At 64.8% G+C, this 25,045-nt stretch carries 22 protein-coding genes; 11 read left to right on the forward strand and 11 right to left on the reverse strand.

The annotated features are described in order from the left end of the window. Positions 1 to 5: 5 nt before the first annotated feature. Complete coding sequence (locus BMF89_RS13550; protein ID WP_078107629.1) at positions 6 to 1,025, forward strand: LacI family DNA-binding transcriptional regulator; 1,020 nt, start codon at positions 6 to 8, stop codon at positions 1,023 to 1,025. An 88-nt stretch (positions 1,026 to 1,113) separates the two neighbouring features. Here BMF89_RS13550 and BMF89_RS13555 read toward each other — a convergent pair whose 3' ends face one another. From BMF89_RS13555 to acs, 6 genes are all read right to left on the reverse strand, one after another. Further along, positions 1,114 to 1,893 (reverse strand): DeoR/GlpR family DNA-binding transcription regulator, encoded by a 780-nt coding sequence (locus BMF89_RS13555; protein WP_078107630.1) that lies wholly within the window; start codon positions 1,891 to 1,893, stop codon positions 1,114 to 1,116. Positions 1,894 to 1,922: 29 nt separating this feature from the next. After that, positions 1,923 to 3,977, reverse strand: a complete 2,055-nt coding sequence (locus tag BMF89_RS13560; protein ID WP_078107631.1) for a beta-galactosidase — start codon at positions 3,975 to 3,977, stop codon at positions 1,923 to 1,925. A gap of 6 nt (positions 3,978 to 3,983) precedes the next feature. Beyond that, on the reverse strand, positions 3,984 to 4,895 hold the full coding sequence (locus tag BMF89_RS13565; RefSeq protein ID WP_078107632.1) for a carbohydrate ABC transporter permease: 912 nt from the start codon (positions 4,893 to 4,895) through the stop codon (positions 3,984 to 3,986). Then, positions 4,892 to 5,896 (reverse strand): sugar ABC transporter permease, encoded by a 1,005-nt coding sequence (locus BMF89_RS13570; protein ID WP_078107633.1) that lies wholly within the window; start codon positions 5,894 to 5,896, stop codon positions 4,892 to 4,894. The genes BMF89_RS13565 and BMF89_RS13570 overlap by 4 nt, the downstream gene beginning before the upstream one ends. Before the next feature lie 14 nt (positions 5,897 to 5,910). Next, positions 5,911 to 7,227 (reverse strand): ABC transporter substrate-binding protein, encoded by a 1,317-nt coding sequence (locus BMF89_RS13575; protein WP_078107634.1) that lies wholly within the window; start codon positions 7,225 to 7,227, stop codon positions 5,911 to 5,913. A 197-nt stretch (positions 7,228 to 7,424) separates the two neighbouring features. Continuing rightward, on the reverse strand, positions 7,425 to 9,461 hold the full coding sequence (acs, locus tag BMF89_RS13580) for an acetate--CoA ligase (RefSeq protein ID WP_078107635.1): 2,037 nt from the start codon (positions 9,459 to 9,461) through the stop codon (positions 7,425 to 7,427). Positions 9,462 to 9,888: 427 nt separating this feature from the next. On the opposite strand from acs, the gene BMF89_RS21965 reads away from it, so the two are divergent. From BMF89_RS21965 to BMF89_RS13595, 3 genes are read left to right on the forward strand one after another with little or no spacing between them, the layout of a single operon-like run. Further along, the gene (locus BMF89_RS21965; RefSeq protein WP_078107636.1) at positions 9,889 to 11,070 is read left to right on the forward strand and encodes a hypothetical protein; all 1,182 of its coding nucleotides are present in this window, start codon (positions 9,889 to 9,891) and stop codon (positions 11,068 to 11,070) included. A gap of 11 nt (positions 11,071 to 11,081) precedes the next feature. After that, positions 11,082 to 11,873: an endonuclease III gene (gene nth, locus BMF89_RS13590; protein ID WP_078107637.1), complete on the forward strand. Its 792-nt coding sequence runs from the start codon at positions 11,082 to 11,084 to the stop codon at positions 11,871 to 11,873. Next, on the forward strand, positions 11,870 to 12,550 hold the full coding sequence (locus tag BMF89_RS13595; protein ID WP_078107638.1) for a CoA pyrophosphatase: 681 nt from the start codon (positions 11,870 to 11,872) through the stop codon (positions 12,548 to 12,550). Before nth ends, BMF89_RS13595 begins: the two co-directional genes overlap by 4 nt. 58 nt (positions 12,551 to 12,608) lie before the next feature. On the opposite strand, the gene BMF89_RS13600 is transcribed toward BMF89_RS13595, so the two are convergent. From BMF89_RS13600 to BMF89_RS13610, 3 genes are all read right to left on the reverse strand, one after another. After that, on the reverse strand, positions 12,609 to 12,809 hold the full coding sequence (locus BMF89_RS13600; RefSeq protein WP_078107639.1) for a DUF1508 domain-containing protein: 201 nt from the start codon (positions 12,807 to 12,809) through the stop codon (positions 12,609 to 12,611). Positions 12,810 to 13,049: 240 nt separating this feature from the next. Next, entirely contained in the window at positions 13,050 to 13,913 is an 864-nt protein-coding gene (locus BMF89_RS13605; protein WP_171983494.1) for a CHAD domain-containing protein, read from the reverse strand. A gap of 44 nt (positions 13,914 to 13,957) precedes the next feature. Next, positions 13,958 to 15,652 (reverse strand): bifunctional 3'-5' exonuclease/DNA polymerase, encoded by a 1,695-nt coding sequence (locus BMF89_RS13610; RefSeq protein WP_078107641.1) that lies wholly within the window; start codon positions 15,650 to 15,652, stop codon positions 13,958 to 13,960. A gap of 218 nt (positions 15,653 to 15,870) precedes the next feature. On the opposite strand from BMF89_RS13610, the gene ssd reads away from it, so the two are divergent. The 7 genes from ssd to BMF89_RS13645 all read left to right on the forward strand — a co-directional run bounded on the left by ssd (position 15,871) and on the right by BMF89_RS13645 (position 21,888). Next, complete coding sequence (gene ssd / locus BMF89_RS13615) at positions 15,871 to 17,094, forward strand: septum site-determining protein Ssd (protein ID WP_078107642.1); 1,224 nt, start codon at positions 15,871 to 15,873, stop codon at positions 17,092 to 17,094. Next, positions 17,091 to 18,374, forward strand: a complete 1,284-nt coding sequence (locus tag BMF89_RS13620) for a TadA family conjugal transfer-associated ATPase (RefSeq protein ID WP_078107643.1) — start codon at positions 17,091 to 17,093, stop codon at positions 18,372 to 18,374. The genes ssd and BMF89_RS13620 overlap by 4 nt, the downstream gene beginning before the upstream one ends. Before the next feature lie 395 nt (positions 18,375 to 18,769). Then, entirely contained in the window at positions 18,770 to 19,186 is a 417-nt protein-coding gene (locus BMF89_RS22780; protein WP_366214903.1) for a hypothetical protein, read from the forward strand. Then, positions 19,186 to 19,818 (forward strand): type II secretion system F family protein, encoded by a 633-nt coding sequence (locus BMF89_RS13630; RefSeq protein ID WP_078107645.1) that lies wholly within the window; start codon positions 19,186 to 19,188, stop codon positions 19,816 to 19,818. Before BMF89_RS22780 ends, BMF89_RS13630 begins: the two co-directional genes overlap by 1 nt. Before the next feature lie 704 nt (positions 19,819 to 20,522). Then, the gene (locus BMF89_RS22425; protein ID WP_078107646.1) at positions 20,523 to 20,873 is read left to right on the forward strand and encodes a DUF4244 domain-containing protein; all 351 of its coding nucleotides are present in this window, start codon (positions 20,523 to 20,525) and stop codon (positions 20,871 to 20,873) included. 38 nt (positions 20,874 to 20,911) lie between these two features. Then, entirely contained in the window at positions 20,912 to 21,514 is a 603-nt protein-coding gene (locus tag BMF89_RS13640; protein ID WP_078107647.1) for a TadE family type IV pilus minor pilin, read from the forward strand. Next, positions 21,511 to 21,888: an Rv3654c family TadE-like protein gene (locus BMF89_RS13645; protein ID WP_078107648.1), complete on the forward strand. Its 378-nt coding sequence runs from the start codon at positions 21,511 to 21,513 to the stop codon at positions 21,886 to 21,888. Before BMF89_RS13640 ends, BMF89_RS13645 begins: the two co-directional genes overlap by 4 nt. Here the strand turns inward: BMF89_RS13645 and BMF89_RS13650 are convergent. Together BMF89_RS13650 and BMF89_RS13655 are read right to left on the reverse strand one after the other, a co-directional pair. Continuing rightward, positions 21,885 to 24,227 (reverse strand): DEAD/DEAH box helicase, encoded by a 2,343-nt coding sequence (locus BMF89_RS13650; RefSeq protein ID WP_078107649.1) that lies wholly within the window; start codon positions 24,225 to 24,227, stop codon positions 21,885 to 21,887. The two genes, BMF89_RS13645 and BMF89_RS13650, sit on opposite strands and share 4 nt — an antisense overlap. An 87-nt stretch (positions 24,228 to 24,314) precedes the next feature. Beyond that, entirely contained in the window at positions 24,315 to 25,010 is a 696-nt protein-coding gene (locus BMF89_RS13655; protein WP_078107650.1) for a GNAT family N-acetyltransferase, read from the reverse strand. Positions 25,011 to 25,045 lie beyond the last annotated feature (35 nt).

The raw sequence follows: 25,045 nt of genomic DNA on the forward strand, positions 1-25,045 counted from the left end.
ATCCAATGACTACTTCGGCAGTGCACACCCCGCGCGGACCGGTGACGCGCAAGGACGTGGCCCGGTACGCCGGGGTGAGCACCGCCGTCGTGAGCTATGTGGTGAACGGCGGCCCCAAGAAGGTGGCGCCCGCGACGGAAGCGAAAGTCCAGGAGGCCATCCGGATCCTGGGATACCGGCCGAATGCCGCCGCACGCGCGCTCAAAATGGGGTCCAGCCAAACCTTGGGCCTCGTGATCCCGGATTCCAGCAACCCGTTCTGGGCGCTGTTGGGACATGCGGTGGAAGTAGCTGCCGCCGGGCGTGGATATGCCTTGTTGCTGACGAATTCCGACAACCAGCTGGACTCAGAACGCCGCCACATCCGCAACCTCGCCGCCCGGCAGGTTGATGGAGTGGTCCTGGCCAGCGTCATGTTTGAACCCGACTTCGTGGAGCTTGTTGACGCGGAAATCCCCTCGGTCCTGCTGAACCACGCCTCGATCGCTCCTGGATTCAACAGCGTAGGCGTGGACCTTGAAGCCGGAGCCCGCCTGGCGGTGGAACATTTGATCGGCCACGGCCACACCAACATCGGACTCGCCATGGGGATCACGGCCGACGACGAGGCCGACGGGCGCGAGCAGGGTTGGCGGCGGGCGCTCGAAGCTGCCGGGCTCCCTGTCGGGCCGCTGGCACGTGGCGGGTTCGACCGGCCCGGGGGCTACGCTGCCGGACAACTCCTCCTGGCCGCGGACAAACGTCCGACGGCGATCTTCGCCAGCTCCGATATGCAGGCAATCGGGGTTCTGCGGGCAATCCGCGAGGCCGGGCTGTCCGTTCCCGACGATATTGCCGTGGCGTCCTTCGACGGTTCGGTGGAGGCCGAGTACAGCTGGCCGGCCCTGACCACTGTGGAGCAGCCGGTATGGGACATGGCGGAGGCCGCCGTGTCGGCGCTGGTGGGCGAGAACCGCAACGAACCGCCGCAGCACAGGGTCTTCCCCACGCAGTTGCGGATCCGGCAATCGTGCGGGTGCCCGTAGCGGGTTCCCAGCCCAACTGAGTCGCAGTTGTTGTCGTTTTGAGGGCTCATAACGACAACAACTGCGAGCTAGTTGGGTCTCCCACTGGCTAAGGTGCGGCGATCCGGAGCTTCCCCACGCCGTCGGCGAGGATGCGCCGGGCATCCTCGCCGAGCTGCGAGTCCGTCACAAGCACGTCGGCATCCTCCAGCTGGGCGATCGAGGCGATGCCAACGGTTCCCCACTTGCTGTGATCCGCCAGGACCACCACGTTGCGGGCCGCACTGATGAAGGCCCGGTTGGTTTCGGCTTCCTGCAGGTTCGGCGTGGTGAATCCGGCGTCCGCATCCATGCCGTGGACACCCAGGAACAGGGTGTCCAGGTGCAATTGCTTCAGCGCGGCCGTGGCGATGGGGCCTACCAAAGCGTCCGACGGCGTGCGCTCGCCGCCCGTCACGATGACCGGGAAACCCTCCCTGGAACCTGAGGCGTTGTGGAAGAGATCCGCAATCCTGATGGAGTTCGTCACCACCGTGATCCGCGGGCCTTCCAGCAGTACCTTGGCGAGCTCGTAGGTGGTGGTTCCGGCGCTCAGGCCCACGGCCATCCCCTCATGGACCAAGGTGGCCGCGTCGACCGCGATCGCGTGCTTCTCCTCGATCAACTGGGTGGATTTCAGCTCAAAGCCGGGTTCGTGCGTCCGGGCATCGCCGGGTATCTTGGCCCCGCCGTGGATGCGCTCGACGAGTCCGGACTCCTCCAGCGACTCGATGTCGCGCCGAACGGTCATGGCCGAGACTCCCAGCAGTTGCGCGAGATCCGAGACGCGGACAACCCGTTCGCGCTGGACGGCGTCGACAATGGCGGTGTGGCGGGCTGCCTGAAGCATCGGAGCCTTTCTGGAGGGACGGCGGGTGGCTAGGCGGGAGTGGCGACGACGGCGACGCCCCCGGCAGTAAGGTTCAGCGTACCTCCGGTGGGCGTCCCGCTCAGGAGTTCGACGCCGTCGAGCGGCACCTGCGCGTCCTGTGCACTGTGGTTGATGACGAAGGTCCAGTCCTTGGTGCCGTTGCTCCTGCGGACGATTTCCACGTCTTCCGGAGGCCGGACGCCCAGGACCGGCTCCACCCCGGCGTCCGAGCAAAGGAGCTGGACCAGTTCTGCCAGCCCCTCGCGGCCCAGGCTCGTGGCCACGTAGTAGGCGGCGCCGCGTCCGGTGGAACCCGCCCGGCGGGTCACCGCCGGAGAACCGTCGACGCCGGACCCGACTGCGGCTGCACCGCCGTCGAACGTGGCAAGAACCTCCGCCCCGGTTGCCTTCCCCAGCTCGCTCCAGACCGTCCCGGCGCCGAAGCGGCTCAATCCCACGGCATCGCCCGAGCGCAGGGGGAAGAATTCCTCCATGCTCACGCCCAACAGTTCGGAGAACGCCCCTGGATAGCCGCCGCCGTTGACCGGGTCCATCCGGATGTGGTCGTTCTCGTCGACGATTCCGGAGAAATAGGTGATCACGAGGGTTCCGCCGGCTTCGACATATTCGTGGAGCTTCGCGGCGGCCTCGTCCGTGACGAGGTAAAGCATGGGCGCGATCACCAATTTGTAGCCGGAAAGGTCGTCGGTGCTTTGCCGGATGTCGGTGGTGACGCCTGCCCGGTAGAGGGCGTCATGCCAGCGCCGCGTTTCCGGGAGGTTCCGGGCGTCCTCGCTGGGGTGCGAGTCCAGTTCGGTGCCCCAGCGGGCGTCGGTGTCGTGGATGATGCAGGCGTCGGCCTGGACGGTGGAGCCGGCCACCTCGGAAATGCTCTCGAGCGCACGGCCCAGCTCCACCACTTCGCGCCACACTTTGCTGTCGCGGCCGGCATGGGGGACCAATCCGGAGTGGTACTTTTCGGCCCCGGCGCGGGAGGCGCGCCATTGGAAGAACAAGACTCCGTCGGTTCCGCGGGCCACGTGCTGCAGGGAGTTGCGCAGCATTTCTCCCGGGGCCTTGGCCACATTGCGGGGTTGCCAGTTGACTGCCGAAGTGGAGTGTTCCATCAGGAGCCAGGGTTTGCCCAGCGCCCACCCGCGGGTGAGGTCGGCCGTCATGGCCAGGTCCTGGAAGTTCCGTTCGTCGGCGGCAATCAGATAGTGGTCATTGGACACCAAATCCATGTGCCCGGACCAGCGCCAGTAATCAACGGGAGCGTCCAGGCCCATGTTGAAACCCATGAAATTGGTGGTCACGGGGTGCTTCGAATGCGCCCTGATGATGTCTGCCTCTGCGATGAAGCATTCAAGGAGGGCATCGGAGGAGAACCTCGCGAAATCCAGTTGCTGCGTGGGGTTCACCCACGTTCCCGAGCGGCGCGGGGGCAGGATCTCGGCCCAGTCGTAGTAATGCTGGGACCAGAAGGCAGTGCCCCAGGCCTCGTTGAGCGCGTCAAGGCTCCCGTACCTGGCCTGGAGCCATTCCTGGAAGCCGCGCTCCGCGTGGGGGCCGAAATCCGGCTGGTTGTGGCAGCCGTATTCGTTGTGGACATGCCACATCACGACGGCGGGGTGCCCGGCGTAGCGCTGCACGATCGCCGTCGTCAGGGCTGCTGCCGCCTGGCGATAGTCGGGTGAGCAGGCCGCGAAGGCTTGCCGCGAACCGTAACTTTGCCGCACGCCGTCGGCATCCACCGGGAGCGAATCGGGGTACTTGCGGCTGAACCACGGCGGGGGAGATGCGCTCGCGTTCGCGAGGTCCACGCTGATGCCATTGGCGTGGAGCAGGTCCAGGATCCTGTCCAGCCAGCCGAATTCGTACCGGCCTTCTTCGGGCTCCAGAAGCGCCCAACTGAAGATGCCGACACTGACCAGGTTCACCCCCGCTTCCTTCATGAGGGCGACGTCGTGTTTCCAGACCTCTTCGGGCCATTGTTCGGGGTTGTAGTCGCCGCCGAACGCGATGCGGCCGCCCAGCTTGTCGACGATGTAGTCCATTGCCATGCGTTTTTATCCTTTGCTGGAACCGAGCGTGAGACCGGCCACGAATTGGCGCTGCAGCACGAGGTAGATGATCAGGGTGGGTATCACGGTGATGGTGGCGCCAGCCGCCAGCAGGTTGTAGTTGCTGAGGAACTCGCCCTGCAGGTTATTGATGGCGGTGGTGATCGGCAGCCGGTTTCCACTTTGGATGAAGAGCAGCGGCCAGAAGAAGTCGTTGTAGATGAAGATGACTTCCAGGGTTCCGAGCGCCGCGAGTGCGGGGCGGCACAGCGGCAGGATGATGTTCCAGTACTGCCTCCAGATCCCGGCGCCGTCCACCAGGGCGGCCTCGGTCAGGTCGGACGAGAGGGCCTTCATGTAGTTGGAGAGCACGAAAGTGCAGAAACCGATCTGGAAAGCCGTGTCCACGGCGATCACCGAGATGTAGGTGTTGAGCAGGTTGCCGGAATCGCTGAAGGAGTAGGGCAGCGTGACATGTTTGAACATCTCGAACAACGGAGCCGCAAGGACCTGCGGGGGCAGCAGGTTGCCGGCCGTGAACATGATCAGGAGGGTGACGTTGAACTTCCAGCTCACCCGGGAGACGGCGAATGCCATCATCGAGGCGAAGAACAAGGTCAGGAGCACCGAGGGCACGGTGATGATCACCGAGTTCAGGAGGTACTTCGAGAATCCGCCTTGGGTCCATGCCGTGATGAAGTTGTCGAAATTGAAGGTGCCGCCAAGGCTGAAGTAGCCGTATTTGTCCGTATCCGCTTTGGGACGCAAGGCTGTGAACAAGGACCAACCCAACGGAATCAGCCACATGATTGCCATGACGGTCAGGAAGATATGGGTCCCGTAGTGGCGCTTGCCGGAATTCCGGCTTGTGCCTGAGGCTGCTGTCGTGCGCGGGATGGGATTGGCGAGGGTGCTCATGCCTTGCTCTCCTTGCCGAAGGTGCGGATGAGGTAGAAGACGATGGGGATCAGCGAGATGACCAGGAGAATCACCGCGAGGGACGAGCCCACTCCGATCACCTGGCCTTCGCCGATCAGGTTCTGGATCACCAGGGCGCTGATCAGTTCAAGTCCGTTGGTCCCTCGGTTGATCACGTACACAATGTCGAAGGCACGGAGCGACTCGATGATTGTGATGACCACGATCACGATGTTCACGGGGCGCATTGCCGGGAAGACGATGCGGAAGAACGTCTGTACCGCATTGGCGCCGTCGATCGACGCGGCTTCCCGCAGCGAGGGGTCCACGCCCTTGAGTCCGGCCAAATACAGGATCATCACGTAGCCCGCGTGACGCCAGGTGGCCGCAACCATGGCCGCCCAGATATTGACATTGGAATCGCCGAACCAGTCCACGGCCTGCGGCGTGCCCGCCGTGCCCAGGAGGTAGTTCAGGAGTCCGCTGTCCCGGTTGTAGAACAGCTGCCAGATGATGCCGATGAGGGCCAAGGACAACATGACGGGTGTGAAGAAGATGCTCTGGTAGATCTTGCTGCCGCGGATCTTCTGGTCCAGGAGCACGGCCAGCAGCAGGCCAAGGGGTGTCGCGATCAGGGCCAGGAAGACGAGCCACAGGACGTTGTGCTGGATCGCGGGCCAGAACGGGGGATAGTCCTGGACCACATAGCGGTAGTTGTCGGCTCCTGCGGCCTTGATGTCCTTCAGGTCCAGGCCGTTCCAGCGGGTGAAGCTCAGCGCAATGGAGAAGAGCGTAGGCAGCCAGACCAGCAGCAGTTGGATCAGGGTTGGCAGGCCCACCATGATCGCGAGGACGAATTTGTCACGGCGGGTGAGGCGGCGGACTTTGCCCGCTTTGCCGGTCCGCCTGCCGGCGCCCGGCTGGCTTTTGCCGGCCATGGATCGCCCGGCCGCGCCGGGTTCGCTGTCCGGGGCGGCCGGTTTCTCGGCGGTAGTACTCATGGGGATTCCTTCAGCTACTGGGCTGCGTAAAGGGTCTTGGCCTGCGCTTCAAGGTTCTTGACGTCCACGGTGCCGTCCTTGATGAAGGACTGCAGCGCGGGAATCATCACGTTGTTGGCCATGGCAGGGAGGGCGTCCCGGTCCAGGAATTGGCTGATGTACTTGGCATTGGCGATGGTGTCCGCGCACTTCTTGTTCAGCGGGGTGAACTTTGACGTGTCGGCGCCCTTGACGGTGGCGATATTGGAGCCGTCCACGGCCGAGTAGGCGTTCTGGCCTTCGGCGGATCCCATGAACGCCAGGAAGTCGTGCGCCGCTTTGTTGTCGCCGCCCTTCTTGGAGAGGAGCAATCCGTCGATGGGGGCTTCGACTGCATCGGTGCCTTCCACTGCGATTTCCGGGAAGGGGAAGAAGTCAATGTCCGCCAGCACGGCGGGATCCGTGAATTGCTGGGTGACGAACGAACCCAGCAGGTACATGCCGGTCTTCTTGGCTTCGAGGGCCTTGGCCGCGTCCTGCCACGTCTGGCCGAGGGCTGCAGGATCCTGGAACGGGAGGAGGGCCTTCCACGTGTCGAAGACGTCGCTGACCTTCTTCTGGTCCCAGCTTTCCTTGTGGGCGGTCAAGTCCACGTGGAATTGGTAGCCGTTGAGGCGCATGTTGATGTAGTCGAAGGTGCCCATGGCCGGCCAGCCGTCCTTGTCCGCGAAGCCGATGGGGATGATGCCGTCGGCCTTCATCTTGGTGGCCAAGGTCTTCAGCTCATCGAACGTCTTGGGGACTGCGTAGCCCTTTTCTGCCCAGAAGCTCTTCCGGTAGAAGAAGCCCCACGGGTAGTTGTAGTTGGGGACGAGGTACATCTTGCCGTCGGGCCCGGTGGAGGCCTTCTTCATCGCGTCGGAAAAGTTGCTGCCGATCGTTGCCCACACGTCGTCCACGGGAGCCAGGAGGCCCTTGCCCGCGTAGTACTGCATGCGGTAGCCGGCGAACCAAGTGAAGGCATCGTCGGGGCTGCCCTGGAGGTAGGAGTTGATCTTGTTCTGGAAGTCGTTGTGCGGGACGACGTTGGTGGCCACGGTGATGCCGGACTTCTTGGTGAAGGCATCGGTGACGGCTTTGTAAGCGGCCTTGGGAACATCGTCGGAAGAGCCCGAGCCGAAGGTCAGGCTGTTCGAAGAGGCTCCCGGAGCTGGGCCGGATCCGCCGGTGCAAGCGGCCAGCAGCGGAATGCCGGCGAGACCGGCAGCACCGATACCGAGCGTTTTCAGGATGGTGCGGCGTCCAGGGCCAGCATTGTGGGCCGACTGGAACGGGTCAAGATTCGCTGCCATGTTCTCTCCCTTGAAAGCGTGGTGCTTGTGAGTTTTCTCACGTAGAACTCGACTATAACCGCTCAAAAGAGAACATGAAAGAACTAAATATAACATTCTTGCGACGGGGGGTTTTTTAAGACAAAAGCGGCGGTCCTCGTGGGAGAGGACCGCCGCTTTTGCTTCGGGGCTCGGCGCCGGGTGGTTCGGCGCAGTGCCTACTTCTTCAGGGACTCAGCGATCTGGGTCATGATCGTCGGATCGGAGAGGGTGGTGGCGTCGCCGGCTTCGCGGCCTTCTGCCACGTCCTTGAGGAGGCGGCGCATGATCTTCCCCGACCTGGTTTTGGGCAGTTCGGGTACCACGAGGATGTGCCTGGGCTTGGCGATGGGGCCGATTTCCTTGCCTACATGGTTGCGGAGCTCGGCGACGGTGGAGTCGCCGTCGTTCACGGCATCCCCGCGCAGGATCACGAACGCGACGACGGCCTGGCCGGTGGTTTCGTCGGAGGCTCCGACGACGGCGGCTTCGGCCACCCAGGGGTGCGAGACGAGGGCGGACTCGATTTCGGTGGTGGAGAGCCGGTGTCCGGAGACGTTCATCACGTCATCCACCCGGCCCAGGAGCCACACGTCGCCGTCGTCGTCCTTCTTGGCCCCGTCGCCGGCGAAATACATGCCCTCGAAGCGGGACCAGTAGGTGTCCTTGAACCGTTCCGGATCGCCCCAGATGCCGCGCAGCATCGCGGGCCACGGTTCGCGGACCACGAGGTAGCCGCCGTGCCCGTCCGGGACGGACTCGCCGGCCTCGTCCACGACGTCGATCGCGATGCCCGGCAGCGGGACTTGCGCGGAGCCCGGCTTGGTCGCTGTCACGCCCGGCAGGGGCGCGATCATCTGGGCGCCCGTTTCGGTCTGCCACCAGGTGTCCACGATCGGGGCTGGGTGTTCCTTCTTTTCGCCGTTCTTGCCGGCGTTGCCGCCGATGACGTCCCGGTACCACATCCAGGCCTCGGGGTTGATGGGCTCACCCACCGAGCCCAGGACCCGGATCGAGGATAGGTCGTACTTGCCCGGGATGTCCCGGCCCCACTTCATGAACGTCCGGATCGCCGTCGGGGCGGTGTAGAGGATGGAGACCTTGTACTTTTCCACGATTTCCCACCAGCGGCCCTGGTGTGGGGAGTCCGGGGTGCCTTCGTACATGACCTGGGTAGCGCCGTTGACCAGCGGTGCGTAGGCGACGTACGAGTGGCCGGTGACCCATCCGACGTCGGCGGTGCACCAGAACACATCCGTTTCGGGGTGCAGGTCGAAGACCGCCTTGTGCGTGTACGCGGTCTGGGTGAGGTAGCCGCCGGTGGTGTGCAGGATGCCCTTGGGCTTGCCCGTGGTCCCGGAGGTGTAGAGGATGAACAGCGGGTGTTCGGCGTCGTGCCCGACGGCGGTGTGCTCGCCGGAGGCGGCGCCGACCGTGTCCTCCCACCACTGGTCCCTGCCCTCGTGCCAGTCCACCGGCTCGCCGTTGCGCTTGACCACCACGACGTTCCGGACCGAGTGGCCTTCTTTGGCGAGGGCCTGGTCCACGGCCGGCTTGAGCGGGCTGGGCTTGCCGCGCCGGTAGGTGCCGTCGGCGGTGACCACGAGCTTGGCCTCGGCGTCATCGATCCTGGAGCGCAAGGCATCGGCGGAGAAGCCGCCGAACACCACCGAGTGCACGGCCCCGATCCGGGCGCAGGCCAGCATGGTGATCACGGCTTCCGGGATCATCGGCAGGTACACGGCCACCCTGTCACCCTTGGCCACGCCGAGGGACTCGAAGGCGTTCGCGGCTTTCTTGACCTCGTCGGTGAGCTGGGCGTAGGTGTAGGAACGGGTGTCGCCGGGTTCGCCTTCGAAGTGGATGGCCACCCGGTCCCCGAGCCCGTTCTCGACGTGCCGGTCCAGGGCGTTGTATGCGGCGTTGACCTGTCCGCCGACGAACCACTTCGCGAACGGCGGGTTGGACCAGTCCAGGGCTTCGGTGAAGTCCGTGTCCCAGTCCAGAAGTTCCCGGGCCTGCTTGGCCCAGAACGCGGGACGGTCCGCACTCGCTTCATCGTAGACTTCGGCCCGGACTACCGCGTTGGCCGCGAACTCAGGGGTGGGTGCGAACTTCCGGTTTTCGTGGAGAAGGTTTTCGAGGGCATCGCCGTTGCCTGCCTCGTCGGATCCGGTTGCAGCGGTGGTCGTCGATCCATTGGCGTCCTGGGACATGTGAACCTCTTCATTCATCGATCTCTGCCGCGCGGGTGTCCCGTGGCGAGGCCGACCCAATCGCGCCAAAAGTGCACGGCGTTGGGCTGCGGCGCCTCACGGGATTCCGCAAAGAGCTTTTCCGGAACCCACCTTAGCGTTTTGAGGCCACAACAAGTGTCTGCGGTCACATTCTGGACCGTGCGGGACATTGGATCCGCGCCGAACGGCGCCGAAAGGCTCCAGGCCGGGCTCCCAACGCGGGCCAATATTACGGTGCGGCATCCCAGCCTCCGACCCCGCGCCAACTAGTGGACTCTCAGACGGGTGGCATAGGCTGAAGAAGTCTCGAGACGCGAAACTTGCCGCCCGGTCCGGCCCGGAAAATACCGGGTGTAGCCTTGGGCGGCAGCGTCCGGAACACCGCCGCACTAAGGAGATTTTGCACATGAACCAGACGAGCCAAGGTCCGAAAAGCGGTGCGCAAGCGCCCGGATCGGCCCCTGAAGCAGCAGCTGGATCCGGGGCGCCAGAGCCCGGCAGCTTGACCTCCCCGAAGTACCAGGCCGTCCTGGGTCCGTTCACTATCCGGGACGTGACCGTTTTCGGTTCCGCCTTGCTCATGTTTGTGGGGTCCCTCCTGCCGATGTTTGGCGGGCGCTACAACCTGTGGAACTTGAACAACCTTTTCTTCCTGGCTCTGGGCATCCTTCTTCCCCTGGTTGTTGCCGCTTTGTTCGTTTCCCGGCGCCTGCAGCCGAGGAACGTTGTGCGAATCGGTTCCCTTTCTACTGACCAATTCGCTTCCGTCGTGGCGTCGTTCGCCCTGACCCTGTTCTTCCTGTCCGCGGCAGGCGCGTTCACCGTGTTCGTGCTCGTCGGACTCATCGGCTCGGCAGGTCTTCTGGCTGCGACGGTCCTGGCTCCCCATTTGCCGCTCCTCCGCGACGACTTCAAGGACCGGGCCGAACAGCCCGCCCACGTTGTGGCCCGCGAATCGGTCATTCCAACGCGCAAGCCTGCCGTGCCGAAGCCGGCTAAGCCTGAACCGGCCAAGCCTGAACCGGCACCTGCCGGCCTGGCACCCGTTGAGGTCCCGGCTGCACCGGCCGCTGCACCCGCCGAGCCCGCCGCCACCGAGGCGGCCGCCGTCGTACGTCCCGAGCCCGCCGCCACGGAAGCCGCCGCCGTCGTGCGCCCTGAACCCGCCGAGCCCGCAGTTGCCGACGGCGGACGGAGCGGGCAGGCGCCCACGCCCGAGGAACCCAAGCACCTGCCCGCTGCCACCATGGCGACGCCGATTGTCGGCGGCGCAGAGACGGGAGCCGGGGCTGCCACCCAGTACATCGGCACGGTCGATCAGCCCCGGAGACACGAGCCCATCGGCGCCACCGTTGATCCGGCCGCGCGAAGGGACGACTCCGAACACGACGCCGGGTACGAGGCATTCTGGTTCGCCGTGGCCCATCCCCGCGTCGTTGTCGACGAGCACACAGGAATCCCTGCCTTCACCATCGAACCGGGCGCGTGGGTATTGGCCCTCGAAGACCGCGGCCAGGAATTCCTCGTACAGGACACTGACGGCAAAGTGGGCGTTCTGCGCGACCTCAGCCACATTGAACGCGGCTAGCCAGGCCGGCCGTGGACACCGTCGTCGAAACCCCGCTGGCCTTGAAGCGGCGGGCGCGCAAAATCAACAAGGCGCTCGCTGAGCTTTATCCCTACGCCCACGCTGAGCTTGATTTCCGGAACCCGTTCGAGCTGGTCGTGGCTACGGTGCTGTCCGCCCAGACCACCGATGTGCTGGTCAACCAGGTAACGAAAATCCTGTTCGCGCGCTATCCGGATGCCCGGAGCATGGCCGAGGCCGAGATTGCCGAGCTGGAGGCGATCCTGCAGCCCACCGGTTTCTTCCGTGCCAAGGCGAAGAACGTCCTGGCGCTCAGCACACGCTTGGTGGACGGGTTCGACGGCGAGGTTCCCGGACGGCTGGAAGATCTGGTGACGCTTCCCGGCGTCGGTCGCAAAACGGCGAACGTGGTGCTCGGCAACGCCTTCGGGGTTCCCGGAATCACTGTGGATACGCATTTCGGCAGGCTGGCGCGCAGGTTTGGCTGGACGACGTCCGAGGATCCGGTGAAGATCGAGTTCGATGTCGCGGAGCTGTTCGAGCCCAGGGACTGGACCATGCTGTCCCACCGCGTCGTTTTCCATGGCCGGAGGGTTTGCCATGCGCGCCGGCCAGCGTGCGGAGCGTGTGCGGTGGCCAATTGGTGCCCGAGTTACGGCGAAGGCGAAAAGGATCCCGTCAAAGCCGCCAAGTTGCTCAAGTACGAACTGGCCCCGGGCAACGAAGCGCTTCTCGCGAAGCTGCTTGCCGAGACGCATCGCGCGGCGGAGATTCGGATGGAATCGCAAAGGAGACCTGCATGACCGCGCTCGAGGATCTCGTCAGCCTGATCACCAGGATTGATTCCGGCCTCCATCCTGGCCCGGATCCGCGGATTGCAGCTGCAACTGTCGATCCGGACAAGGCTCGGAAAGCGGCTGTGCTCATGCTCTTCGGCGTCCTGGACAACGTCCCCGCCCAATCCGGGAAGCCCGTGGCCCCGGCGGATCTGGACGTCTTGCTCCTGGAACGCGCCCACACCCTGGACGACCATCCGGGACAGGTGGCGTTCCCGGGCGGCAGCATCGATCCCGGCGATGAGTCGGCCGTGGCGGCGGCCCTCAGGGAAGCGGTGGAGGAGACCGGACTGGACAGCGGAGGCGTGCAGGTGCTCGGTGTCATGCCGGAACTTGGCCTGATCCGCAGCAATTTTGTGGTCACCCCGGTCCTGGCGTGGTGGGCGTCGCCCTCGCCCGTGAGGGTGGTGGACTACGGCGAGTCCGCCCAAGTGTTCCGTGTTCCGGTGCGCGATCTGCTCGATCCCGACAACCGATACACCGGAACGCTGACGAGGCTCGGCAGGTCTTTCTCGAGCCCGGTGTTCCAAGTCAACGGACTCGTGGTCTGGGGATTCACCGGGATGGTGCTCAGCGGCCTGTTTGACGCCTTGGGCTGGACTGTTCCGTGGGACCCGGAGCGCCTGCTCGAAATCGAGATCTAGTCTCTCGCCGTAGCCGGCAGGACGCCGAGTGCGGCCTCCGACCGCTGCGCCGCCGGGGCTATGCAGCGCGTCGGGCTGTCTTGGAGTGATCCACCACGATGCCCGTGGCGGCATTCTCCCGAACGGCGTTGATGCCGGCCACTACGGCCTTCAGGTGTTTGAACCGCGGCGATTCCGCTACCAGGGTTCCATCGGCAGCCGTCAGCCGAAACCGGTAACCGTCCTCGCCGTCTTTGAGAATCTCGAATCGTCCAGCCATCGTTGCTGTTCCCCCTTGGATACTGCCTCGCATAGTGATCCGCACAGCACAGTGACCTGCGCAGCGGGTGCGTCTTTGCACTGTGGCGCTCCTCACGTCGAACACCACAAGGCGAGACTATCGAGAACAGAGGGGAGTGCTGAAGTTACTTTGGGGTACATTACTTGCCCGGGTCATGCCGGGTTCGTTTCCGCCATATGACTCGCTTTCGGGGCCCACCTGCGGTTATGGTTCCGGGCTTCAAAAGGTCAGGGCACGCCTTGGCGCCGGCACCGGATATTCCGCGATCGCCATGCGGAACTCTTCCTCTGCGTTGAGCCGCCGCCGGACCTCCATCGATTCCAGCCTTTGGGCGTCTCCAGCGTCAATTCCCGGGCTTTTTGCCAGTTCCCTGATCCATTCGCCGGCCACGACGGCGTCATGCTGCTCGCCCAACAACCGCTGCAGGCCGATGGCGGGCTGAATCACCCCTGAGGCGTGATGGCTGAAGGCGTCCGCGACCGCTTCCGCCGAGTAGCGGAGGCACTTGACGTCCTTGCGCGCCTGGTGGAGTGCTGCGTTTCGCACCTCCGCGTCGCTGTTGCCTGCCTGTTCCGCGAGGCTCTGCTGCAACCGCTCCCACCGGGCCTGGAGGCGCTCCGCGAGGTCCGCCGTCGGGTGCTTGTATTCCCTTGCTGTGGGCACTTCCAACAGCGCCGCCCTTGCGGCCCTCACGGTGCGTTTGCTGCGCTTGCGCCCGCCAAGGGAAGCAGCCAGCCGCGCGCTGGACGCTTCCAGTTCCTCCACGGCCAGGCGCACCGTGTCGGGGCTCTTCCATGAGTCTTTTGTGTCCAGGGACAGCCGTATTCTCTGTGCCAGGACATAGGCGTCCCTGGACTCGCCGAGCGACGTTGCGAGCCAACTGACTTCCCCCCGGGCCGTCCGGGGGAGACGAGGGATCATGCCGCGATAGCAGCTGAGCACTGAACGGAGCCGGCGAAGGGCAAGCCTGGCGTTGTGTACGGCCTCCGGGTCGGCCGCTGCGATCAGCGGCAATTGTGCCTCCAACTCCGTCAGTTGGAAGGCGATGTATGCAGCCAGCGGTGCCTGGCCTTTGTGTCCCACGGGGCAATCGTCCTCTGCTGTTGCGCCCGGGGCAATAGCGCCGATTACTTCGCTTTGTCGTAGGAATCGACGACGGCAACACTCACCGGAAATTCGACCGGAACCCGCCCGAACAGCAGTTCCTTCGCTGCGGCCGCGGCCTCTTCGATGGCCTTGATGCACGCTTCCACCGACTCCGTAGGGGCGTGGACCATGACCTCGTCATGCAGGAAAAACACGAGTTCCCCGGCAGGCAAGCCGCAGGCACGTGCTGTGCGCAGCCGCCGTCGAAGTTCGGCAAGCCAGCACGACGCCCAATCCGCCGCGGAACCTTGCACCACGAAGTTCCGCGTGAAACGTCCCCGCGAGCGCGCGATGCTGTCCGCGCGCCGCTGCTCTTCCGCCGTCGTGGATTGCTGGCTGCGGACCCAGCGTTCCGACGGCGGCGGGCTGCTGCGTCCCAACCTTGAGGTCACGGTGCGGCCGCCTTCGCCGTCGCGGGCTGCCTGTTCGACGAAGCCGACTGCCCGGGGATACGTCCGGGTCAGCTGCGGCATGAGGCGTCCGGATTCGCCCGTGGTAGCGCCGTAAATTGCACCGAGCAGGGCGATCTTGGCCTTCGAGCGGTCGCCACCGAAACCCTGGGCGGCTATACCGGCGTACAAGTCCTTGTCCCGTGCGGCCTCTGCCATTTTCGAGTCCTGAGCAAGCGCCACCAGAACCCGGGGCTCGAGCTGGGAGGCGTCTGCGACGATCAATTTGTGGCCCGGGTCGGCGTGAACCGCACCCCGGATCTGGCGCGGAATCTGCAATGCCCCGCCGCCCCGGGACGCCCAACGACCGGAAACCACGCCCCCCACGACGTACTCGGGCCGGAACCGCCCTTTGCTCACCCAGGCGTCCAGCCACGACCAGCCGTTGGCAGCGAACAAGCGGGAAAGCTTCTTGTACTCCAGCAGCGGCTCGATGGCCGGATGCTTCGATTCCTTGAGCTCCCACTGGCGGGTGGATTTTACCTCGATGCCGTTCCGGTGCAGGGCACGCATGAGGTCCTGCGGTGAATCCGGATTCAGTTTCGGAGACTGGAGAATCCCGCGAAGCTCGTTGCAGAGCGCCTCCAGCCTGGCTGGCCGGTGCCCGGCGGGAGGCCGGGGACCCAGGTGGCGTTCAAGGATCTCTTCGTGCAGCGTCTCCTGCCACGGCACGCCCGTGAACTGCATTTCTGCGGCGATCATGGCGCCGGCGGATTCGGCCGCCAGCAGCAGTTTCAGTCGGTGCTGCCGGCCGTCTTCCTTGGAGGCCCGGCCGAGCGCATGTTGCTGGGCCGCGAATTCGGCACGGATCTCGTTCAGGCTTGGCTGGGTGCTGCGCGGGACCAGGTCGTCGAACAGCGCGTCCTGATCGGCGGGCGGCGGGGGTGGCTGGAGGATGCGCGGCGGAACCGGCATTTCGTCGTCTTGCGTGAGCTTTTCCGCGCTGCGGGCATAGTCCGTGTGGGCCGTGAACTCGGAATGGACCAGGATGGCGCGGCAGAGTGTGAGGTCGTGGCAGCGCTCCAGTTCCACCCCGGCCCGGAGCATCGCCGGGTACCAATCCTGGGTCCGGTTCCAGACCCAGCGCGGACGACTCTTCTCCAACACGCTGACGACGTCGGCCAGATCGGCCTTTCGTACGACGCGCGGCTCTGTGACGGCTTCTCCGGCCGCATCGCTTTCCTGAATGGCTGCGCCGTCTGGATGGGCGGCGAGCAGCAGGTACATGCTGACAATTCTGCCTTGTGATTCCGTGGAACCTTGCACTTTGCGGACAGTTGCCGTCCGCGATACTTCTGTCCGGGGTGGTGCCGTCCGGGGTGGTGGGGTTCGCGGTGGTGCGGTTCGAACGAGGACTCCCCGTCCACAGGCGTTCTTGCCGTTGCTTATCCACATAGGCCGATACGGGCCTTCACTGCCCGCGGCGAAACAGAGAGAGTGGCTTCATGAGCGGGCAACATCTTGAGCGGAACCACGGCACCAATCGCGGCTCGTCGGTGCTTCAACGCCGCGGCCCCGGATCCGGGGGATCCGGTGGTCGCGCCCGATCCGGGGGATCCGGTCCACCGCCAGGACCGGCGCCTGGCCCGGCGCCTGGCCCGTCGTCTGGAGAGCCGTGGGTTCCTGCCGATTCCAGCGAAGTCCTTCTCGTGACAGGAAACGTCCGGCTACAAGCTGAAACCGAAAGGATCGCCGCCGCTGTCGGTGCCAGTCTCCGGACAGTCGTCGATTTATCGGCCGCGCTGCCCATGTGGGACACCGCGGGAATGGTGCTTCTCGGCAGCGACGTCCGCGAACTTCCGCCCCGTCGTCGTGCGCCTTCAGTCTTGCTGGGCCTCGACGGTGAAGGGGATTCATTGTGGCAATTGGGAGCGGCGCTGGGGGCCGAACGCGTGGCAGTCTTGCCGGAAGCTGCAGCCTGGTTGGCCGAGCACCTCGGTCGGTCCCCCGACCCGGACCCTGGAGGATTGTTGCTCGGGGTGACAGGAGGATGCGGCGGTGCGGGCGCGTCCACGGCTGCGGTCTGGCTGGCTCAGGAAGCGGCGGTCCATGGAATACGGACGCTGCTGGTCGATGGCGATCCCCGGGGAGGGGGGCTTGAGCTTTACCTGGCTGCCGAAGATGCGCCGGGACTGCGCTGGCCCGATCTTGCAGGTGCCAGCGGGAGCATCGGCACCGGGCAGCTAAGCGACTCCCTGCCTACAGCCGGAGGATTCTCCTTCTTGTCTTGGCCAGGCAGTCGCGACCGTTTCCTGGACGTGGAGCCCGGCGCTGTCGCGGCTGTCCTCGATGCGGCGAGACGCGGATTTGAATTGGTCATTGTCGATATCGGTCGCGGAACAGAATCGCTTGGCTGCTTCGCCTGGGAGTGCGACAGGATCCTTATGGTGGCACCGGCTCAACTCCGCGCAGCAGTCGCCGCCGCCAGGCTTCTCCAGGATCTGCCGCCTGTTGACACAGCCTTGGTGATCCGTGGAACTGCCGGTTCGGCCTTGGACGCACCCCTCGTAGCCGATTCGCTGGGTCTGCCCCTTAACGGCGTGCTCCCCGAACTCCGCGGTACGGCCGCGGCGGCGGAGCTCGGACGCCTTTTGGAATTCGGCAAACGGAAGGCCGTGCGTCGCTTTGCGGAATCCGTCCTTCACCTACTCGACGAGGGAGCAGCATGAGTGCTTCTGCCTTCCCCAGCGGTGGACGCTGGCGCAATACCAGGCTCTTGGACGCCGCGCTGCTTGAAACCGTGCGGGAAACCGTCATGGCCGACGCCGGACCGGTCACTCCGTCGCGCGTGGCCGCGGCCGTCCATGCGACGGGCCGGCTCCTCGGAACCGCGGGGGCGCTTGCCGCCGTCGAATCGATCAGCGCCGAATTGAGCGGACTTGGACCTCTCCAACAGCTTGCCCGCGATGCCTCAGTGACGGACATCTTCGTGAATGGCCCGGACTCGGTGTGGTTCGATCGCGGTAAGGGGCTGGAACGCGCCCAGGTGCATTTCGACGGTGAACCCCAGATCCGCGCCTTGGCATCCCGGCTGGTGGCGGCCGGTGGGCGTCGTTTGGACGACGGTTCGCCCTGCGTTGACGTCCGTCTCGACGGTGGATACCGGGTGCACGCCGTACTGCCTCCGATTTCCACTGAGGGGACTTTGTTGTCCGTGCGGATCCGGCGCGAGGAGGTCTTCTCCATGGACGAGCTGAGTACGGGAGGCATGTTCGCAGCACCGGTCCAGCAGGTGCTGCACGCGATGGTTGACCGCAGGTTGAGCTTCCTGATCAGCGGTGCCACGGGTTCCGGGAAGACCACGTTGCTGTCCACGATGCTCGGCTTGAGCAGCCCGCATGATCGGCTTGTCCTGATTGAAGACGCTTCCGAGCTGAATCCCGTGCACCCGCACGTGGTTTCCCTTGAATCGAGGCACGGAAACCTTGAAGGCGGGGGCGCACTCGACCTCGGCGAACTCGTTCGGCAGGCGCTGCGGATGCGGCCGGACCGGTTGGTCGTGGGCGAGTGCCGCGGCGCTGAAGTACGTGAGCTGTTGACGGCACTCAATACCGGCCACACAGGCGGCGGTGGCACCATTCACGCAAACACTGCCGCAGCAGTCCCTGCCAGGCTCGTGGCGTTGGGCGCGCTCGCAGGCTTGAGCCGGGAAGCGGTACAACTGCAGGTTTCAACGGCATTGGATGCAGTGGTCCACGTCGAGCGGACGCCTGCCGGCCGGCGAGTTTCCTGTATTGGGGTGCTGTCGGAAAACGGGTCCGCCCCATCCGTGGTGCCTGCTGTTGAGCTGCGGGCGGGTGCTGCTGTTCCCGGTCCTGCGTGGCGGGACCTCGCGGCTCGCCTTGGCCTGGATCCCGGGCTCCTGCTTGCTTCCCAAGGACCGAATCCCCGCCCGGATCACCTGGGGGCGGCGCATCTTGGAGTGGATCACCTTGGAGGCGCCGCGTGAGCGGATTCCTGGTTCTCGTCCTGGCGGCCGCTTCTTGGGTGACCTTCCAACCGTCTTGGCGGCTTGGCAGACGGGTCCTGCGCGCTCTACCTCATGCTCCCTCGGTTGTGGCTGGGCCCAGGCCCGCGACGCGCACGCCCCGAGGACAGTCTCGCCCGGACACGTTGCCGCTCACGGTACTCGTGCAGCAGTTGGCCGCACTCCTCCGGGGAGGCCGTTCGACGTCGAGGCTCTGGGAGGAACTCTGGATGGTTCATGGGGACAGGGGCCACCGCACTGGCTCGGGCGACCCCGGGGGTTTCAATGCGCGAGGAAAGGCGCGAGGAAAGGACCCGGGACTACCCAAGCTGTCGTCTGGGTCTCTTCAAGTTCTCGCGGCGGCAAGGGCGGCCTCGATGATCGGAACGTCGGTCGCCGAAGCCATACGAACGTCTGCAGCGAAGGATCTCAAGGGCGGGAATCCCGGGGAACGCCGAATCTGGGGAGAACTTGCCGCCTGCTTGGACGTTGCGGAGGCGAGCGGTTGTCCCTTGGCCGACGTGCTGACGCGATTTTCCGCCCAACTCGAGGCCGAGGACGACGCCGGTGATGCGCGCCAGACTGCCCTGGCCGGCCCGAAAGCCACCGTGCGCCTCCTGACATGGTTGCCGGTATTTGGCTTGGGGTTGGGCATGCTGCTCGGGACGGATCCAGTGGGGGTCCTGTTGGCCAATGGGGTCGGATTGGCGGCGCTGGCGGCTGGGGGCGTACTGACCGTCGCCGGCAGAATATGGTCATACCGGCTGGTGCATGCCGCGGTGGGCGGTGACTGATGGGCCTGGCTTTGCCTGCCATCGCAGTGTCGCTGCTATTGATCTTCGCGGCAATCCTTGGGCTGGCGGATCAGGGAAGAATCCGGCGGTGTTCAGCCTTGCGGCTGCTTCGCGAATCATCAGGGAACAACGGCCCACTCAAGAACGCGCGGAGAGGCGAGGCGGTGGGCACGCGCCCGAAGCCCGAGGGCCAGGAAGGCTTGCGCAATGTGCCGATGATCCTTGAGCTCGTGGCCGCCATGCTCGACTCAGGGGCGGGGCTCGGACGGGCCCTTGACTTGATCGCCGCATGCGCGTCCCCGCAGCTCAGCCGCACGCTGAGCACGGTGGTTGCCGCCCTCGAGATCGGAACTGACTGGGAGACCGCGTGGCGGAGTTCGGGCCAGCAGTGCGCTGAAGCGCGCAAGCTCAAGGACGCGCTCGCCTTCGCCGCCCTGACTGGCGCGCCATCCTCGGCCATCCTCTATGCCCAGGCGGCACGACTGCGGCGTGAACAGTTCAGGATGGCGGAAAAGCGTGCTGCCGCGCTCGGGGTGAAACTCGTGATCCCCTTGGGTCTTTGTTCCCTGCCCGCCTTCATCTGCCTTGGCGTCATCCCCGTGCTCTTGGCAATGCTTCCGTCAGGGCATTGACGAGTTCGCGGGCCGCAAGCCGTAATTCTTCGGCTCGCACATGCCACTATTCTCAGGCGCACCATGGCTGGTGTCGATCCATAGGGGTGGTCAGGCATTCCACAAAGCGGTATAGCGCGAGCCCCGAGTCGCGTGAATGCGAATGTCGAAAGATTTACCTCTAGCGATACTTGTTTGGCCACGGACAGGCTGGAAAGTTAGCAGCCCCGGCGTTGGTGCTGCAATGCCAGCATTCCATTTCCGGAAACGGTCGCCTTCGGGGGCGTCGGGGCGGCGAAGGTAACACTCAACCCGACCCTGCTCGGAAAGTTCACGCAGTCTCTTCCGTCGTCGCCGAGAGAGGATCAAATACATCATGCCCAGCATCACCACGTAGACGGCGGCGCTTAGTGCCGCCCCTTCCAACGCAAGCCCGGACAGAACTCCGATGAGAAAGTAACTGCTACCGCCGGCCACAAAGAAAAGCGCTACGTATCAACGGCGGCGCTTCTCGGCCATATCTGACTGGAAAGGACCACTAGCCCATACGAATAGGGGCGAGATGGTCGCTCCGCGCGAACGTTCATCAAGGGGTCTTCCCCTCCACAGAAAGGTCAGGGGCGAGTTTTCCACTTAGGAAAGTTGGGGCCTTTCGAAGCCCAGGGACGGACGGAAGAGTCGAAGCATGTCCGGCAGACAAGCCGGCCCGCAGAAAGGAACCTGAAATGAACGCAACCATCAACACCGCCCGGCCCGGCAGGCCCCTCGCCCAGGCAATCCCTTTTCCGCCGGAGGCCGAGATCCTTGAACTGTTCCCGGGCTCGCCGGGACACAACCCCGTCCAGATGCCTACCCATCCGCGTTCCACCGCTGAAACAGGCCGCGACGACTCTTCCGTTCCGAAACGGTCGAAGAAGCCGGTCGGGGGGTCCGAGCTTGGCATGGCAACGGCCGAGTACGCCATCGCCACGCTTGCCGCTGTGGGCTTCGCCGGGCTCTTGGTGGTCATCCTTCGCAGCGAGGAAGTACGTGGCTTCCTCCTGAACCTCATTCGCAGCGCGCTCTCCCTGCCATGACAAGGCGGCGGGGTTCAAGGCAATGCGCCGAGACTTCGATGAGTCAAGGGGCGCCGGCCCGGGGGCTCGTCAGGAGGCAAGCCCGTTCGGTTGCCGGAGTTGTGCGGCAGAGGCCCCCTTCGACCAGACGGGCCGCTCCGGGGAAAAAGGTTGATGGCCGGGCAAGCCACCGTCGGAAAGAGGCCTTCCCTGAGGGGGACTACGGTGCGGTCACTGCGGAATTTGCCGTGGCGTTGCCTGCCGTCCTGCTTCTATTGGCCTTGCTTCTCGCAGGATCGGCCGCGGGAATTACCCAGCTGCGCCTGGAAGAAGCTGCCAGGGCGGGAGCGCGGGCCCTCGCCCGCGGAGATAGCCATGCCGCCGTGGACGGAATCGTTCGAAGACTGGCAGGAGATTCCGCGTCGGCCGCCGTTACGGAAGACGGCAAATGGATCACGGTCACAGTATCTGCCCGCGTGGTCGGGCCTTTTGGCTCGCTCATCCCCTGGAGTCTTTCAGCGACTGCGTCGGCGAGGGGAGAGGCCCCGCAGCCATCAGCATCCACCGCGCCTCTCTTCAAGGTCGGAGACGGCGTTGTGGACTTCAGAGGTGCGGTGCCGATGGAGAGGCTCCAAACCGCTGTGGAAGAGGTCGCGGCGTGAGGGCAGGTAGTGCCCGCGTCGGCGATGGCGATGGCTTTGCGGAAAGCGGTTCGGGAACCATCCTGGCTGTTGCTCTGGGCCTCGTTGTGTTGGCCTGCCTGGCGGCGGCGTTGACCCTTGCCCAAGCTATGACGATGGCCCACCGCGCAGCGTCCGCCGCCGATCTTGCTGCGCTCGCGGGAGCCGACGCCGCCCGCGGACTGACAGCCGGAGATCCTTGCGTGGTCGCCAGCGAAACGGCCGCGCGGCACGGAGCTTCGTTGTCGGCTTGCACAGTGCTCGGACGTGGGATCGTGGAAATCCGCACGAAGCTGGACCGCGGCGCAGTCTTCGGGACCGCGACAGGCCGCTCCCGGGCCGGGCCGCCGCCCTAAACCGCGTCCCGCAGCAGCACGTCGATCAGCGTGACCGCGGCGTCCTTGTCCAGGGGATTGTTCTTGTTGCCACATTTGGGGGACTGGACGCAGGAAGGGCATCCGGAGTCACATTCGCAGGCTTTGATGGCGTCCCTTGTGGCGGTCAACCACACTTTGGCTTTCTCGAAGCCACGCTCGGCGAATCCGGCCCCGCCGGGATGGCCGTCGTAGACAAAGATCGTGGGGACTCCGGTGTCGGCGTGGAGCGCTGTTGAAACACCGCCGATATCCCAGCGGTCACTTGAAGCGACCAGCGGAAGGAGTCCGATGGCGGCGTGCTCGGCGGCGTGGAGCGCACCCGGGAACTGCGCCTCGATAAGACCCGCGCCGGTCAGTGAACGGTTGTGAACCACAAACCATACCGCCTTGGTGAAGAGATCCCTGGCCCCGAGTTCCAGAGGTTCTTCCCCCAAAACCTCGTTGGAAATCAGTGCCTTACGTTGGAAGGAGACCACCTGTGTTGTTACCTTCACTTCGCCGAAGTGGACTGCGATATCCCCCCATTCCATGGTCCGGAGGGATTGCAGGACCTCGATCTGGGTCACGTCGCGCGCGGTCGTGTAGTAGTCGGGGTTCGTTCGGCGAACCACCACGCAATGGTCTTCTTCGTTCAGTTCCTCGACCAGGTAACTGTCCCCTTGGTGCACATAGATCGCCCCTGTATGCGCCTGGTAATGCGTCTGTGGCGAGTCCATGGTGCCCAGCAGGGAGCCAGTGTCGGAGTCCACGATGCTCACGGGGCCACCGCCGTCTGCGCGGAGGTTCACCATGGCCGCTGCGCTCTCGGGATGGGTCCAGAACCAGCCCGCGGGCCGTTTCCTCAGGTAACCCTGTTCCACCAGCTGATTCAGGAGGGACTCGGATGTTGGCCCGAACAGGCCGACTTCGGCCACGCCGATGGGGAGCTCAGCCGCTGCCGCACACAGATGGGGGCCGAGCACGTAAGGGTTTCCTGGATCGAAAACGGTGGCCTCGACCGACACATCAAAGATCGCCTCCGGATGGTTGACGAGGTAGGTGTCCAAGGGATCATCGCTGGCCACGAATGCGGCAATGGCGTCCTGGCCCGCTCGGCCGGCCCGTCCGATCTGTTGGAATAGGGAAGCCCTCGTCCCGGGCCAGCCGGCCACCAGCACTGCGTCCAGTCCGGATATGTCGATACCGAGTTCCAATGCGGACGTGCTGGAGACCCCAAGCAGCTCGCCGGAACGCAAGGCCTTCTCCAAAGCCCGTCTCTCCTCGGGAAGATAACCGGAGCGGTAGGCGGCAACCCGTTGCGGCAGGCTAGGGTCCACCTCATCGAGGAGGCGCTTGGTGATGGACGATATTGTTTCCGCGCCGCGCCTGGATTTGATGAAGGCGATGGTCCGCACACGGGAGGACACCAGATTGGCCAGCAAGTCCGCGGTCTCGGCCACAGCGGTCCTGCGGGATTTCGCCCCGTTTTCGCCCTTCAGGTCGGTCAGCGCAGGTTCCCAGAAAGCCACAGTGGTGGAGCCATGCGGTGAGCAGTCCTCGGAAACTTCACGGACGGGAGTGCCGATGAGCCGGGAAAATGACGTCCCAGGGTCTGAAGCCGTCGCCGACGCCGCAATGAACACCGGTTCGGGAAAGGAGGTGCCGGCACCGTAGTAGGCGCAGATTCGCCGGAGCCTGCGCATGAGATTGGCGACGTGCGACCCGAACACCCCCCGGTAGCTGTGGGCCTCGTCCACGATGACGTATCGCAACCTGCGGAAGAAGCGGGCCCACCACGTGTGGTTGGGCAGGATCCCGAAGTGCAGCATGTCAGGGTTGGCGAGGATGAAGTTGGCGTGATCGCGGATCCAGCGGCGCTGGGACTGGTCGGTATCGCCGTCGTACGTTTCCGCCCGGACGGTAGGGAGCCTGAGCGCGCGGATCGCTGCGAGCTGGTCGGCTGCAAGCGCTTTGGTGGGCGAGAGGTACAAGGTGACGGCACCGTCGTCGTGGATCTTGCCCGGCTCGGACAGCACCCGCAGCTCGGAACGATGGATCGCGTCGAGGGCGGGGAGCTGGTAGGCAAGCGACTTCCCGGAGGCGGTCCCGGTGGCGATGACGACGTTCTGCCCCGAGTGGGCGAGCTCCGCTGCTTCGATCTGGTGCCGGTACGGTTCGTGGATGCCCAAGGTTCCGTAGGCGGCAACCACATCGGGATGAGCCCAGCCCGGCCATGCCTCATGGACCGCCTGGCGCGCCGGAATAGTGCGGACATGTCGCAACTGCTCCGGGTCCGGGCTCCTGCCCAGAAGGGAGATCATCGATTCAGTTGCGTTCACCTGAACATTCTGTCATCGGAACGGAACCCAACGGTTGCCGGTCCAGCCGTGGACCCGCTGCGGGCAGCTCCCGGCGTCGAAGGCCGGCTACGCGACGGACAGGTCGGTCTCGTCGACCGGCTTGGTGGACATCATGAGCACCTGGCTCACGTGCTTCCAGCCAAGGTGGGAGTAGAGATGCTGTCCGTCCAGAGAAGCCAAGAGGAGGCCGCTTTCAACATCGTGTTGAAATGCCTGCGCGGCGAGGGCCTTCATGATGAAACTGCCCAGTCCCCGGCGCTGGTAATTGGGCTCGGTGACGATCTTGTCGAACACCGCCGTCTGCCTGACCACGAATACCTGGCCGCTGGCCGCGACCTCTTCACCGGCATGGACCACCGCATAGTGGACGCCCTTGCTCTCGGAAGTCGTGAGCTTCAGGTCGTCATCCGAGAGCCACGGATCTTCCGCATCCTGCGTCCCCATGTCCACGATCATCATGGTCTGGGAATCGGAGGTGATGTTCAGCCCGTTTTCGCGCGCCAACTGGGTATAGCGCGCGACGTCGTTCGTGAGGATCGTCAGGATACGGGTTTCCGCCTGGGCGGTCTTGGCAGCCAGCGCGGCGAACTCGGCGTCGGAGGGGTCGTGCGCAAAGAATTCCCAGTCGCCGGTTTTGTCCGCACGCAGTGCTGCCGGGAACCGGCCTTCTTTGCGCGTTTCGTAGCTTCGGGACCCCGACCAGCCAGCCACCCAGACTTCGAGCAGCTCAGCGATGTCTTCAACCAAGGCGTCGTGACTCATGTAGAGAGACTATGCCAGAGGTCTGGGAATCAACA

The organism is Arthrobacter sp. SRS-W-1-2016, from assembly GCF_002009585.1.
GTDB classification, from domain to species: domain Bacteria; phylum Actinomycetota; class Actinomycetes; order Actinomycetales; family Micrococcaceae; genus Arthrobacter; species Arthrobacter bambusae_A.